Annotated in this window: 11 protein-coding genes; 4 read left to right on the forward strand and 7 right to left on the reverse strand. The window is 49.1% G+C overall.

What is annotated here, in order from left to right:
* The 4 genes from istA to K1V27_RS21840 all read left to right on the forward strand — a co-directional run.
* Positions 1 to 2,547 (forward strand): IS21 family transposase (istA, locus tag K1V27_RS23090; protein ID WP_435051690.1); only part of this gene is annotated, 2,547 nt, incomplete at its 5' end.
* A 45-nt stretch (positions 2,548 to 2,592) separates the two neighbouring features.
* Complete coding sequence (istB, locus tag K1V27_RS21830; protein WP_435051691.1) at positions 2,593 to 3,369, forward strand: IS21-like element helper ATPase IstB; 777 nt, start codon at positions 2,593 to 2,595, stop codon at positions 3,367 to 3,369.
* 841 nt (positions 3,370 to 4,210) lie between these two features.
* Positions 4,211 to 5,098: a hypothetical protein gene (locus K1V27_RS21835; RefSeq protein ID WP_258932394.1), complete on the forward strand. Its 888-nt coding sequence runs from the start codon at positions 4,211 to 4,213 to the stop codon at positions 5,096 to 5,098.
* A 161-nt stretch (positions 5,099 to 5,259) separates the two neighbouring features.
* Entirely contained in the window at positions 5,260 to 5,601 is a 342-nt protein-coding gene (locus K1V27_RS21840; protein WP_258932395.1) for a hypothetical protein, read from the forward strand.
* Positions 5,602 to 5,865: 264 nt separating this feature from the next.
* Here K1V27_RS21840 and K1V27_RS21845 read toward each other — a convergent pair whose 3' ends face one another.
* The 7 genes from K1V27_RS21845 to K1V27_RS21875 all read right to left on the reverse strand — a co-directional run bounded on the left by K1V27_RS21845 (position 5,866) and on the right by K1V27_RS21875 (position 13,256).
* Entirely contained in the window at positions 5,866 to 7,191 is a 1,326-nt protein-coding gene (locus tag K1V27_RS21845; protein ID WP_309574037.1) for a DegT/DnrJ/EryC1/StrS family aminotransferase, read from the reverse strand.
* A 40-nt stretch (positions 7,192 to 7,231) separates the two neighbouring features.
* Complete coding sequence (locus K1V27_RS21850) at positions 7,232 to 7,855, reverse strand: sugar transferase (protein ID WP_258932396.1); 624 nt, start codon at positions 7,853 to 7,855, stop codon at positions 7,232 to 7,234.
* Positions 7,856 to 7,964: 109 nt separating this feature from the next.
* Positions 7,965 to 9,059 (reverse strand): DegT/DnrJ/EryC1/StrS family aminotransferase, encoded by a 1,095-nt coding sequence (locus tag K1V27_RS21855; RefSeq protein WP_258932397.1) that lies wholly within the window; start codon positions 9,057 to 9,059, stop codon positions 7,965 to 7,967.
* Between the two features lie 123 nt (positions 9,060 to 9,182).
* The gene (locus K1V27_RS21860) at positions 9,183 to 10,202 is read right to left on the reverse strand and encodes a Gfo/Idh/MocA family protein (RefSeq protein WP_258932398.1); all 1,020 of its coding nucleotides are present in this window, start codon (positions 10,200 to 10,202) and stop codon (positions 9,183 to 9,185) included.
* The gene (locus K1V27_RS21865) at positions 10,195 to 10,818 is read right to left on the reverse strand and encodes an acyltransferase (RefSeq protein ID WP_258932399.1); all 624 of its coding nucleotides are present in this window, start codon (positions 10,816 to 10,818) and stop codon (positions 10,195 to 10,197) included. Before K1V27_RS21865 ends, K1V27_RS21860 begins: the two co-directional genes overlap by 8 nt.
* 160 nt (positions 10,819 to 10,978) lie before the next feature.
* The gene (locus tag K1V27_RS21870; protein WP_258932400.1) at positions 10,979 to 11,845 is read right to left on the reverse strand and encodes a sulfotransferase family protein; all 867 of its coding nucleotides are present in this window, start codon (positions 11,843 to 11,845) and stop codon (positions 10,979 to 10,981) included.
* 166 nt (positions 11,846 to 12,011) lie between these two features.
* Positions 12,012 to 13,256, reverse strand: a complete 1,245-nt coding sequence (locus K1V27_RS21875) for a glycosyltransferase family 4 protein (RefSeq protein ID WP_258932401.1) — start codon at positions 13,254 to 13,256, stop codon at positions 12,012 to 12,014.
* Between the last annotated feature and the right edge of the window lie 98 nt (positions 13,257 to 13,354).

Consider the following 13,354-nt stretch of genomic DNA (forward strand, 5'->3'; position numbering starts at 1 on the left):
TCCGTGGAAAATCCCCCACCCCGGCCCCGCCATGGCGGGGTTGCGGGCCGGAAGCTGCCCAAGCATGCTCGTTCCTCGTGCGAACCGCATCGGGAGTGGATTGAGGAGCAGGTTAGACTAGGCCGCAACGCCACGGCCATCTATCAGGATCTGGTGGAGCTTTTCGGTTTTGCTCACCGCTACAACAGCGTGAAGCGGTTCGTGCGGGGGCTCAAGAGGAAAGACCCCGAGCAGTTTGACCGCTTGGAATTCCTAATGGGCGAAGAAGCTCAGGTGGATTATGGACAAGGAGCGCCGACTCTTCATAAGAACGGGAAATATCGACGGCCGCGTCTTTTCATTATGACACTGAAGTATTCTGGGCGAGCCTTTCGCAAGACCGTATGGAAATCGAGCCAGGAGACTTGGTGCAAGCTGCATGAGGAAGCGTTCCGGTATTTTACGGGGTGCCCTCAATACGTCACCTTGGACAATCTCAAAGAGGGCGTGATCAAGCCGGATATCTACGAGCCCGACCTCAACCCGTTGTATGCCGAGATGTTGAGCCACTATGGCGTAGTGGCGGACCCGGCGAGGGTGAGTGATTCGGACCGAAAGGGAACGGTGGAGAACGCGGTGAAGCACACCCAGCAGACCGCCTTGAAGGGCCGCAAATTCGAGAGCATCGAGGCCCAGAATGAATGGTTGATGCACTGGGAAAGCCGGTGGGCGTCGGTCAGGATCCATGGTCGAGCCAAGCGCCAGGTGGAGGAAATGTTCCAGGAAGAGAGACCGTATCTTCAGGAATTGCCTCTGATGCCCTTTCGCTATTTTCAACAGGAGACGCGGACGGTCTACGATGACGGAACCATCCAGGTGGGCCAAGTCTACTATGCGGCCAATCCGGCGCCGATAGGAAGCTCGGTGATGATCCGGATCTTTGACGGGGAAATCGAGATCTTGGATCCCCGCCGCATGGAGATCATTCGTCGACATCCAAAGAGCAAGCGCGCAGGCTCCTTAATGATGAAGCCGGGGGACCGCATCTTCAATCCATCCCGGGAAACCGACAGATTGCTCGCTCAAGCCGAATGCATCGGAGCGTACACCTCCACCCTGTGCGAAAAATGGTTCGACGAGGAAGGCCGCAGCGGGCAACGGCGCATGTATGGCCTAATTAATCTGGTTCGGCATTACCCGGCCCGCTTTGTTGAGCAAGCGGCGAAACTGGCGTTGGACAATGGTCTAAAGAGCTCCAGGGCAGTGCGGCGAATGGTGGAGAGCATGGCGGCGGAAGCCAAGGAGAACAAGGCCGAGCCAGCCGATGAGCTCACCCAAAAGCATCCTTTGATCCGATCAGGTGAAGACTACGCGGCATTCTTTGATCAACACGCCGCTCAAGCACCTCCCGTGGCTGAACCGATCCCCGGGAAGAGCATTGCCCCGAGGCCCGTCATTATCTCCCGGGAACAGCTGCCCCAAATCTGGAAACAGGCAAGCTGGCTGAAGGTGATCCAGGTATTCAAGCTCAGCGTGGACGACAAGCGCCGCTGCCGAGACGATGAAATCTGGATCAAATCTCCGTTTACACAGGAGGAGCGGGCCTCCATGCACGTCAGCCTGTCAGCGAATATCTACAAGGATTTCAGCAGCGGCAAGGGCGGCGGCATCATGCAATTCTGCCGGGAGATGTTGCGCCAACAGGGCCGGGAAATGACCATGTTTGAAGTCGCTCAATGGATGGTGGAAAAAAGAATATCAACATTGATTCCGCAGACTCCCTCTGGTCGCGACGAACACGCGAAGGTTCAAGATACCGACCGTCCGAAGGTCTCCAACCACACCAATCGCGCCATCGAGGTCGATCTACGCCGTTATCTGCGCTCGGACCATCCCGAATGGAGTCGTCGGGGCATATCCGCGACTACTTGCCGTTACCTGGGCTGTGGGTTTCTGCCCAAGTCCGCAACAGGAGCCTCCTCTCCACTCAATTCCCGGTTGGTATTCCAGATTCGAGGAGTTCGGGAAAACGGCCGCGATCTCCATCCGATTATTTTTAGTCATATCGGACGGGCACTCAGTCGGGAACAAGAAGACTCGGACGGAAAATACTGGAGTTATCCCTTCCGTAAAGGCCTGGAAATCTACAATCAGGATCGGCTCATGCTGGATGAAGAAGCAAGCCGTCAAACGAGCGCTCTTGGCCTGGTTCTGGTTGAGGGGTTCTTTGATGTGGCAAAGCTCGTGGAAGCTGGGTGCCGCAATGTCGGTGCTTTGATGGGCGCTCACATCTCAGTCGAACAGATCGAACGGTTGAGCTGGATTCGTTCCAGGCTCCGGTTTCCTCGCATCGTGTTGTTTCTGGATCGGGATCAGGCCGGCCGCGACGGAGCCCGCAAGGTGGGCGAGCGTCTCGGCTGCCACAACTTCGAGGTGGCGCTGTTTGACTGGGATCGGACCATCTCTTGGAATGGTCAAGGCGAAGATCCGATTCCAACCTCTATCCAAGACCCGGCAGATATGACGGTAGAACAGCTTCAGTGGCTGCGAAACAGGGGCATCATTTAACAATAGCCAATCACAGGATGAAAACGAAAAGAAGGAGCCAAACCGATGGACATGAGCTTACCAGAAATCCAAAGACACTTAAGGACGCTTCGCCTCCATGGCATCAGCGCAACCCTGGAATCTCGACTCATTCAGGCCAATCAGGGGACTTCTTTTGTGGAAGTCTTAGCCTGTCTGGTGCAAGATGAGCTGGATGCTCGAAGCTCACGGCTCTGTGAGACCCGCTTCAAGGCCTCCGGTCTCACGGAGCGGCCCACCCTGACCGAATTCGATTGGGGCTTCAATCCCAAGCTGCCCAAAAAGGAAATCTATGAGCTGGTCACCGGCAAGTTCGTTCGAGAAGGCGATGACGCCCTCCTGATCGGATCGCCGGGAACCGGCAAAAGCTATATCGCCAAAACGGTGGCCCACGGCGCCATCCAAACCGGCTACAAAGTGGTTTATCGGGAAGCCCACACCTTTTTCGAAGACCTCTTCGAAGCCTCTCAGCTCAAACGGAGAAAGAAAGTAACCAAGCTGTTTTCCGAAACCGATCTGTTGGTCATTGATGACTTGTTTCTTCGAAAGACCGTGCCCGAACAAGCCGCCGATGACCTGCTCGATATCGTTCTCAATCGCTATTCTGCAAGAAAAAGCATCCTGATAACCTCAAATCGCCCTCTGGAGGACTGGGGAAAGCTCCTTCGCGACAACGCAGCCTCGTCGGCTATCCTCGACCGTCTCCTCCACCGGGGCCATCTACTCAAGTTCGAAGGAAAAAGCTATCGACTCAAGGAGGCATCTGCCCGGTTGAAGGAAGACAAACAAAAATCTTCAGGATGAAAAAGGAAAAAAGATGGATCTCTCAACCCATCATTGGTAGGTTATTCTCCAACTGTCGCCGGGGGATTTTGACCCGGCCACAAGTGGAGGATTTTCAAGTGGCCATCCGGGTTAATTCTTAAGTCTTGACTTGACATATGCGCTTCTATAAATTGAATCCAACGCCAGTGACAATCCAATCTCCCAGCGCTCAAAACGACATGCGCGCGCCCAACAATCCCGACTTAAAAGCGCCATCTCTTTCTGGCGAACACAACGAAAAATGAAATTAACGCACCAAACGAAGGTACCGAACCTAACAGACAAAACGCACCAAGCAGAGCACCAAGAAGGCGCAAGAGCTAATAAAAGCAAACACTTAAAACCTAAAGCGTAAAACTTAAAACCATCAAAGGATCCACAACAGACGTCAACTCAAAACAACGGCCCAAATTTTGCTTCCTCCACAATTTGTAGGGCATCGCGAGTAGGAATATTAAGCTGGGGTTATGTAAGGTGAAAATACTGCGTTTTACCCATTGTAAACTCTTTCAGTGCCGACTATTAATATCATTGTAGAAACTGTGAAGCTGGTCTTTTAATCCGATTTTGATCAGATTGCTTTACCAAATGAATGCATGTTTCAGCTGTTACACGCGAATCGCCTGTTGCGTAGACCGTTACGTGCAAATAGTTAAGTAGCTCAAGATCTTGGAAATTAACTGGTCGTTAACCGCGAAAACTTGCGTAAATTCCTGATCGAAGTTGTGGGTCGTTTGCAAAGATAGTTCAGCGCTAGGTCATCTTCTCTAAATGATGGTGTAATATATTTCACGATAGGTCCGAGAAGGAAGGTTTTGTTATGGAGACAAGGAATAAAATCTTTTACTTGAGGGTCGCATGTAGTCTGTTTGCGTGTCTCGCTCTCGGCTACGGAGCGTATGTTTACTTTTTTAGTTCAAGAAACTACAGTGAGGTTGCAAAATTGGCGATCAACTCTTCGAGTGCTGGCATCTCCGAGAAGTCAATGGACGAGCCAACTCACTTAGGCCGACAAAAGGAGGCGAGCAATCCGGAGCAATCTAACAAGCTCTTTCCCGAAAAGATTTCTCAAACTTCTGACGTGGATTCGTTACGGGTGAAATCACAAGCACCGGAAAAGCAATTGGAGACACATAAGCCTGCGTTGCAAGCAGAGGAGGTAGTGACTCTCTCACCTGATGAAGAGGGAGAAGTGGCAATGACCGAGGACGAGTTGAAGGCTTTGCACGAAAAACAGGAAGCCGAAGCGGCGGCGGCCCTGCAATTGGATAAGGCAGTGCCTCTTCTTTCTGAAGAGGACGGGGTTATGATGAGCGCTCTGCAGCTGAAGGGTTTACATGATAAGCAGGAAGCAGAACTGGCGGCACAACCAGACGATACACTAGTTCCTTTATCTGAGGATGATACGCCACTGTCCGTCCGACAAATCAAAGCGCTCCATGAAGAGCAACTGAGAGAAGAAGAAATCTCGAGTTCGAATGAAATTCAGCCCCTAACAAACGAGGATGATCCCGCAACGACTGCATGGGATTTAAAAGCTCTGCATGATTTGCAGGAAAATGAGATTGAGGCATCAAGGGATTCCATGGATGTCGAGGTAATTCCCGCGCAAAACGGCGAAGAACCTAAAACCATTAGTGTGCAGGTGCTGCGAAATTTGCATGCTCAGCAAAATCAAGAAGCTCAGCCGCAGCCGATCTTCAAGTAGTCGAAGCCTTTTTAGGGCATTCAAGGAAGGTGGAAAGCTGGACAAATTGGTTGATGAACTAGCGAGGTATTTTGGATGAAAAGAAAGGAGGGATGCGTAACTAGATGAAGGTGAGAGGAAAAAGTTGGCATTGTTTTGAAGTCATAGGAAAGGAGAAGAGGATGAAATTGAAAAAGTTGAATTTAATAATAGTCTTGGCGATGATGGTTATGGCACTGCCACTCGTTGTTGTGCCGTCAGCCCATGCAACCGTGGATGTACCCAGTGCTAGTATCACGAAAGTCGGATATTATCCTGGCGTTGGCTACATGGTGATGCTGGATGAAACTTCGGACGCGCATTGGGGTGGGAGCAGGCAATTTTATCTGAGCAGTTCCCTAGGGAAAGAGGGATTCGCGACAGCGTTAACTGCTTTTAGCAACACTCAGACTGTGTGGGTGCGAATTGGCGGAACTGCAACCGCAGGCTCTTTGATCAGTATTATCTATATTAATAATAACTAGGTCATGTCGACAGTCTGAGCATGGTGCAATCCGCGGATAAGCAGAATAGTCGGGAGGCAAGCGAGTTTACCCGCCGTGCCTCCTGTTTATTCCATTCCTCTTGCATGATTTGCCAAACCTTCCCTGAGCCTACGTGAATGGGCATGCGTCTTGCCTCTTGGGCTTGCAGTGAATTTTTGACTCCCGACGGCAGCCTCGCTTGGGTGTCTCCTACTGCTAGTTATTGTCCTTCAGGGGGGGTCGAGACCTATCTCGGTAGGAATTCTATTTTCTGGCTAGATTCTTTATTTCTAGAACCACTCTGTCCAAGTCCCGGTCGGTCATGGCAGTTCCTGAAGGAAGACACAAACCACGATCGAACAGATCTTCTGCAACGCGTCCGCCAACAACCCGTGCCTGGTGCATCTCCCCTCTTTTTGCTACTCTCCTTCCCCTCCCGTCCCGCTTCTGCCCCGCGCTCTTTGCTCCCTGCTCATTGCTTATTTCAAACACGGGCTGCAAATGCATCGGTTTCCAAACCGGCCTTGATTCGATGTTCTGGTCTTCCAGGGCCAAGCGGACCTGTTCCCGATCCGCAGCAAACTCCTCCGGTGTGATTAAAATTACGGTGAGCCATTTGTTACACAATCCGTATGCCGCTTCCGGCATAAATTCGATACCAGGAGAGTCGCTCAACGCATGCTGATAATAGGCGAAAATTTCCCTTTTTCTCCTCACTCTTTCTTCCACTATTTGCAGTTGACCTCTTCCTATAGCGGCAACAATATTGCTCATACGATAATTGTAGCCAATGGTAGAATGTTCGTAATGTGGAGCGGGATCTCTGGCTTGTTGTGACAAAAATCTTGCTTGGGCAATCAGCTTCTCGTCGTCTGATGCCAGCATGCCGCCGCCGGATGTAGTGATGATTTTATTTCCATTGAATGAAAAGACGGCGGCTTGGGCCCCTTTTCCTGCATGCCGCCAATCGCCTCTAGCTTTCAGTCTTGAGCTTTGCGTGTCTGGATCTGACCGTGCCATGCCAGCCGTCTCGTGCCTTCTGTCTTCTGTCTTCGGTCCTCTGTTCTCTGTCCTCTGATACAGAGCCCCTAAAGCTTCCGCTGCATCGACGACCACTGGGATACCGTATCTATCGCAAATCTTAAGTATTCTGCCATAATCGGCACACTGACCATAGAGATCTGTCGGGACCACAGCCTTTGGCAATTTACCGCGCTTTTCACAATCGATCAGTTCCTGCTCAAGGAGCTCCGGATCCATATTCCAGGACAGGCTGTCGGAGTCGATAAAAACCGGGGTGGCTCCTTGAAATAAAATTGGAGTAATACTTCCAATGAAAGTCAGGGTGGACGCAAGTACCTCATCGCCTGGTCCGATCCCGAGGCATCTTAGGGCCAAATGCATGGCCGCGGTCCCACTTGATACCGCAACGCAATGCTCGATTCCGGTATAATCGGAAAACTCGCGTTCAAATGCGTCAACCTGCGGACCCAGGGGAGCAATGAAGTTGCTCTCAAACGCCTCGCGAACAAAAACCTGTTCCATATTTCCCATGTGAGGAGGAGAGAGAAAAATGCGTTGTTTTTTCATTTTCAATTCTTGATGGCTGCTGTTAATTCATAAGACCATTTCAATCCAGCCCAAGCCGGTGTCGGATACCTAGTTTGTGGCTTATCCCAGGAGCTACAGTCACCAGGATATAGCCAAGGTCTCTTCGCAATGTCCAATTATCAAGATATGCCAGGTTCAATCTGACTTTCTCGGGATAGATGACCTTGTCGTTATAACGTTGCGGATCAGAGACCTCCGCCAAAATTGCTTCTTCATCCTTGAACCTTAATGTAGCCGGCCCCGTAATTCCAGGCAGCAGTTCCAAAATACGGCGATCTTCTCCCTGCAATTGGTCTGCATAACCCGGCACATCCGGACGAGGTCCCACAAAAGACATATCCCCTGTCAGCACGTTCCATAACTGCGGTAATTCATCTAATTTATAGCGTCTAAGAAAACGTCCTACCGGTGTTATTCGTTTATCACCTGCCGTAGTAACCGTACCAGTCTGCTCCGAATTTGCAACCATGGTCCTGAATTTCAGGCATTTGAAGGTCCTACCATAACGTCCTACCCGAACTTGTATGAAAAGGGCAGGGCCTTGAGAAGTAGCTTTCACTAGCAGCGCAACCAGGCAGAGCGGCACAATCGCAACAAGCAGTCCAGCAAAGGCCGCCAGGGCATCGAAAGTACGCTTTATCATGAGCTGCCTATGCGTCATAGTGAAAGTAACCAATGACGGTTGGGCCGAAACCCTGGCGCGTTTCATTCGCAGGCAAGATCATACGAAGAAGCTGGGGAATAGATATTCTTTACTCATGGCGGGTCCGGATGGAGTCGATGATGTACAGTACATCAGCCTCAGAAAGGCCGTGATGGACAGGAATGGCCAGAATGTGTTCGGCGAGATGCTCGGTTGAAGGAAGACGGTATTCCCCATAAAGTTCTTTGAAGACAGGTTGTTGATGGAGTCCGCGAGGGTAGTGCACTCCGGTTGATATTCCCTTCTCTTTGAGCCTGATAGCCAGAGTATCTCTATCACATCCGAAGATCACCGGATCTATGACCACACAAAACTGATGCCACGCATGCTGACCACTTGGCGTAGTACGCTGGCACCTGATTCCCTCAAGATCAGACAAGCCCTCCGTTAGCAACCGGGCATTGCGTGACCTCAGTTCGAGCATTTCATCAAGTCTCTGAAGTTGTTGCCTCCCTATGGCTGCCTCGACATCGGTCATCCTATAGTTGAGACCAAGCATGGTATGAATGTATTTGCCCGTTTGTCCATGCGTTCGCAGATAGCGCAGCAAGTGATCAAATTGGTCATTATTCGTACATATCATCCCCCCCTCGCCGACAAACATATTTTTGGAGGGATAGAAAGAATAGCAAACAAAATCTCCGAAACCACCTATGTCTCCATCGTGGTAACGTGCTCCATGGGCTTGAGCGGCATCCCAAACGATAGTCAAGTTATGCTTGCGGGAAAACTCGGCAACGGCCTGCATGTCACAAGGATTGCCGAACAGGTGTACGGGAGCGATTGCTCTCGTCTTTCTAGTTATTTTCCTTTCAGCATCTTTCAGGTCTAGCAAGAAAGTGGCCGGATCAACATCACAAAGGATCGGCTTTCCACCGCACAGTGTCACCATACTTCCGGTTGCGATAAACGTGAATGATGGCACCAGAACCTCGTCACCCTGCTCGAGGAAAGCCATATAGGCAAGATGGAGAGCCGCCGTACCATTTGCACAAGTAACCGCATGTTTTGCACCGACCTTAGCCGCAAATTCTGCCTCAAACCCGTCACATTCCCTGCCTTGTCTCAGAGACCCTGACCGGAGCACACGCACCGCCGCATCAACTTCAGAATCAGTTAACTTGATTTGCGCCATTTCAATCATAAGAGCAGCTCCATTCGCCATGAGTTGAGTGAAGGGTCTTTGGGCATTCATCAAATACTACTGCACCATGTAAAGAAAGAAGGGAAAACGATATGTTTTGCTGTATACTAAACAGGTATCCGTTTAACCGATATGCCTTCTAATTTGTTCCAAGACTTTCATAAGTTCCAGCGAATCGGCAACACTGTTCCGACCGGGCGGTTCCCGCTTCAATATCGCTTGCACAAATTCCATCATCTGAATGTCCAAAATGTTTCTCGGGCCAAAGTCTAAGTGAGTTTTTCCAGCAGCATATCCCCCACGACTCTCTTTAAGGTATACATAGCTGGGCATATCTTCCTGGATCGAGCCCATAAAGGAGCCGTTTTCCGCTTGTACCTCAATGTACTGACTGAACGCCGGAGTGATGAGATCCGCTTGACAATGGATTTCTGCTCCGTCTGCTCCCGCACACCGAACAATCACGAAATCTTCCGCATCTACCCTCACTTTCTCCCCTTGTATATGGCGGACCGGACAAAAGAGCCCACATGAAGTCACTTCTACGTCCATTAAGGGACCAAAGTACCAATTAGCCAAATCCAGCATATGCACAAGCATCTCATTAATAGCCCCTCCACCGTTTACTTTTTGATGTTTCCAAAGCTGGTGGCTTCCTCGACCACCCAATCGCAAAAAAGCGCTCAACGTTCGGCCCATGGTAAGGCTTTCACCATTCAGTTTTTGCTTGCGGAATAGCTTGAAACCCTCCGTAAAGACCGGAACGAAGCGGTAAATGTACCCGATCATGACAATTCGACCAAATGTGGACAACCTGGATTGCAATTCTATTACTTCGGAGAGAGAGTCTGATAAGGGCTTTTCGCAGAACACGTCCTTTCCCGCCTCCAGTGCGGACCTTATGAGATTCATATGGGAACGAGTTGGAGTGCAAATCACCACAGCGCGTATGCTAGGGTCCATAAAGATTTCTACGGAGTCGTCTACGCAGTCAAGTTGTTCTTCCCCTGCTACCTTTCGGGCGCAGTCTCGATCCAGGTCAGTGAGTACGAGTTGTACATTTGGTATTTTCTTTAAACTGGCTATGTGTTTTCTTGCTTGTTTTCCGCAGCCGATGACACCTAGTCTAAGTTCGTCACCCATTGAGATATTTCCTCCAACTCAGGGCCATATTCAGCTCCAACAACCTCTCAGGCAGCGGCAGGATTTCACCAGGCACGCCCTTTACCAAACTCCTCGGGGGTACATCCTTGGTGACGACTGCACCCGCAGCAACAAAAGAACCTTCGCCGATCGTCACCCCGGGAATAACAGTAACAGCTGCACATAAAGTGACGCCGTCATGGATTGTTGGACCTTGAGGCACATATGAATCTCTCATCTTAAGAGGGTAGTTATCGTTGGTAAGGGTGACGTTGGGACCCAGAAAGACGCGACTTCCAATTGAAGTGTGAGTAGGTACGTAACAATTGCTTTCAATTTTAACGAAGCTATTTATTTTGACATTCCCATCAATCACGGTATTCGTTCCTATTACGACGTGGTCTCCGATTTCTGTATTCTCGCGGATGAGCACATGATGCCCCGACTGGAAGTAGTCACCAATAGACACATCTGCATATATTATCGTTCCTTTTCGGATTCGCGACCAACGTCCTAAACTCACAGGCCGGCAATTTGAAGAATATCTTAAACCGATGGTACATCCAGGTTGGATTTCGCACTCCTCAGCATCTAACATGAAATGTTCTTCACTCATTCTTCTTCACATCCTAATAAGCGTTTGAAACTGGGTTCTGCATTGTCTCATAGTAGCAATGGAAACCCTCCAAAGACTTGCAATAAAAAATTACCATGCAGAAGTGGCCTCTTTCGCTGTTGAGAAATGTCTCTGGCCCCCATAAGCAGGCGCGGCAAGTTTAGTCTTCATAATGGTATTTCTTTAATACTGGATTCAAAATCGGCGCGATCTTGGTGATGGCTTGTTTACTCAACTGCCGTCGCCAGTTGCCGACACTTTTTTGTGAAACCGAGGAAACGGCATATCGAACAAGATCACTATCGCACCTTATCGATAGAAAGTCGGTGATCTGGCTAGTGAGATTGAAAGGCTCTGCCACAAAATCCTCATACCGCAACTCAAGGATCCTTTCGGGCGAGATACCGGGAAAGGCGTCGCCTGCTCTGGTGACACATCTGGCCCATTGATGCGCACAGATTTCAAGTAAGCTTTTACTGCCCAACATATCTTCCAGACCGATGAATCTCGGCCCCCAAAAAGAAAGTCGCTTCTCCCCATTTAGAATGCGACCGGCGTGATTGATTAAATAGCGTGAGGCGTAAAAGGGCATGTCTGACAACGGTACAAACCTGGCCTTCTTCACTACATAAGGAAGATCGAGAGGAGCAGTCCACCTTATTGCAGCAGAGACGACCACGTCTCGTCCATCTCTGACCAAATGAATAAAATATGCGTCCGGCAGAACTTCTCTAACGAAGCCGACTCGAAGGCTATTGGCGCATGTTTTTTCGATTACATGCGTCCCCCCATAGCTCTCGTGCAGAGAATCAAACGATCTTCTGATAAAGCTCTTTACCGGCAAAGATGCCATTTGAGGCGTGAATTCATCAGTGGGATGGTCTCTGTTTCCATGTCGCCAAATATAGTTGATTTCATCACATGGCCAAGTTACGCAACCGGGCAGGCGCGTCAATACATCTCGAAGCATGTTAGTGCCCGAGCGGCCGGCGCCTATTATGATGACAGGAAGGTATGATGTTAGCATTGGAGGCTCTCTTCGATGTGAAACGTTTTAGTTTTTTGCGGGTCTATGCAATGCGAAAAAATGTGAGAGTCGCGCTGACCAACCGGCAAAACGCGCACTTGTTTTTTAAGCTGAGAACAGGCCATCACGTCGAAACAATAAGGGATTTTCTAAATGATCGCTGAGATTAGAGACGATTTTCAGCAGCCTGTCTAACAGTTTTCTCTATGATGTCATTCAACTGATCCATCAAATTTTGAGTCAGATACTTGCGCGCAACCGTTTTCTGGGCATTCTTTCCCAGTAACTTCAATTTATTGGGATTTTCATATAAGGCGAGAATATTTTCAGCAAGACCTTCAAAGTCGCCAGGTTTCAAACAGATACCGCCAAGGCTCTCATGCAACAGCTCGGTAATATCACCTTCTGGGCCACAAAATAACAAAGGGTTTCCGGTTCCAAGATAGTCAAAGACTTTATTTCCTAGAAATGTTCCGTATATAGGCTTATCGTCCAAGGCGTATACGCAGACATCCACAGTTGAGCAAAGCAAAATTATATCTGATTTTGGAACTTCACCAATAAAAATCGCGGGTAGTTTTTTTTTAAACGCAAATGCCTCGTATTCTTTGAGACGTTGCCCGGCACCAGCAAATACATAGAAAATATTTTCATTCTTCGATGTAAGTTCAGCTGCTTTTAAAACCGTCATGATATCGACTACGTATCCCATGGAACCTGCGTAAAGCACAAGAAATTTCCCATTCAAACCCAATTCTTTCCTGATATTCCTGCCGAAATCTATATTTTTCTCATAATAGAGCTTATCATATCCAATAGGCAAAAAGCTTGTTTTCTCTGGTGAAACGCCTTTGCCCAAGATCATTTGCAGAATGCCTTTGGATACCGTGAAGATAAAATCAGCACGATTGTAAATAGCAGCTTCGATCTTCATTAAAAACCCTATTAACTTTCCCCCTCTCATATATTGGGTTGCAACAGAATAGTCAAAAGGAAGGTCGCGCACATCCACAATCAATGGAATTCGCCTTATTCTAGCTAGAAGATAGGCAAGCATCAACAAGGACGGAGGCAGGGAGGTTGAAATGAGTACGTCTGGTTTCCGAACGAAAAATGAAGCTAAAAACTGCATGCAGGAGGAAGTTAGGAAGTAAAGAATTCGCGAAAGCTTTATTGCTCTCTCATTAGAGGATGAATTCACCCACAACAAAGTTACGCCATCGATTCTTTCCTTAATCCAGGGTTTCAATTTCAAGCCTGGGTGGCGTGCTTCGGTTAATGGATCAATCCCTGGGACAATAGCAGTTACGTGGTGGCCCTTAGCCGCCAGATAGGTCCCGATTTCAAAAGAACGGAGACCACCTCTCATGTTAATGGTACGATAGTGATGGAAAAGGAGTAGAATTTTCACAATAAATGTAACTCACATTTCGCTCTTTATGTTGGGACATGGAAACCTAAATTTGCCGTTTATGTGTAACCGTTCAGCGCCCATGGTGAGTTAGGCAG

This window comes from Desulfoferrobacter suflitae (genome assembly GCF_022603395.1).
Lineage (GTDB): Bacteria > Desulfobacterota > Syntrophobacteria > Syntrophobacterales > Syntrophobacteraceae > Desulfoferrobacter > Desulfoferrobacter suflitae.

Coding starts and splice junctions, on each gene's coding strand:
- istB (WP_435051691.1), top strand. CDS start 2,593: ATGGACATGAGCTTACCAGAAATCCAAAGACACTTAAGGACGCTTCGC.
- K1V27_RS21835 (WP_258932394.1), top strand. CDS start 4,211: ATGGAGACAAGGAATAAAATCTTTTACTTGAGGGTCGCATGTAGTCTG.
- K1V27_RS21840 (WP_258932395.1), top strand. CDS start 5,260: ATGAAATTGAAAAAGTTGAATTTAATAATAGTCTTGGCGATGATGGTT.
- K1V27_RS21845 (WP_309574037.1), bottom strand. CDS start 7,191: ATGAAAAAACAACGCATTTTTCTCTCTCCTCCTCACATGGGAAATATG.
- K1V27_RS21850 (WP_258932396.1), bottom strand. CDS start 7,855: ATGATAAAGCGTACTTTCGATGCCCTGGCGGCCTTTGCTGGACTGCTT.
- K1V27_RS21855 (WP_258932397.1), bottom strand. CDS start 9,059: ATGATTGAAATGGCGCAAATCAAGTTAACTGATTCTGAAGTTGATGCG.
- K1V27_RS21860 (WP_258932398.1), bottom strand. CDS start 10,202: ATGGGTGACGAACTTAGACTAGGTGTCATCGGCTGCGGAAAACAAGCA.
- K1V27_RS21865 (WP_258932399.1), bottom strand. CDS start 10,818: ATGAGTGAAGAACATTTCATGTTAGATGCTGAGGAGTGCGAAATCCAA.
- K1V27_RS21870 (WP_258932400.1), bottom strand. CDS start 11,845: ATGCTAACATCATACCTTCCTGTCATCATAATAGGCGCCGGCCGCTCG.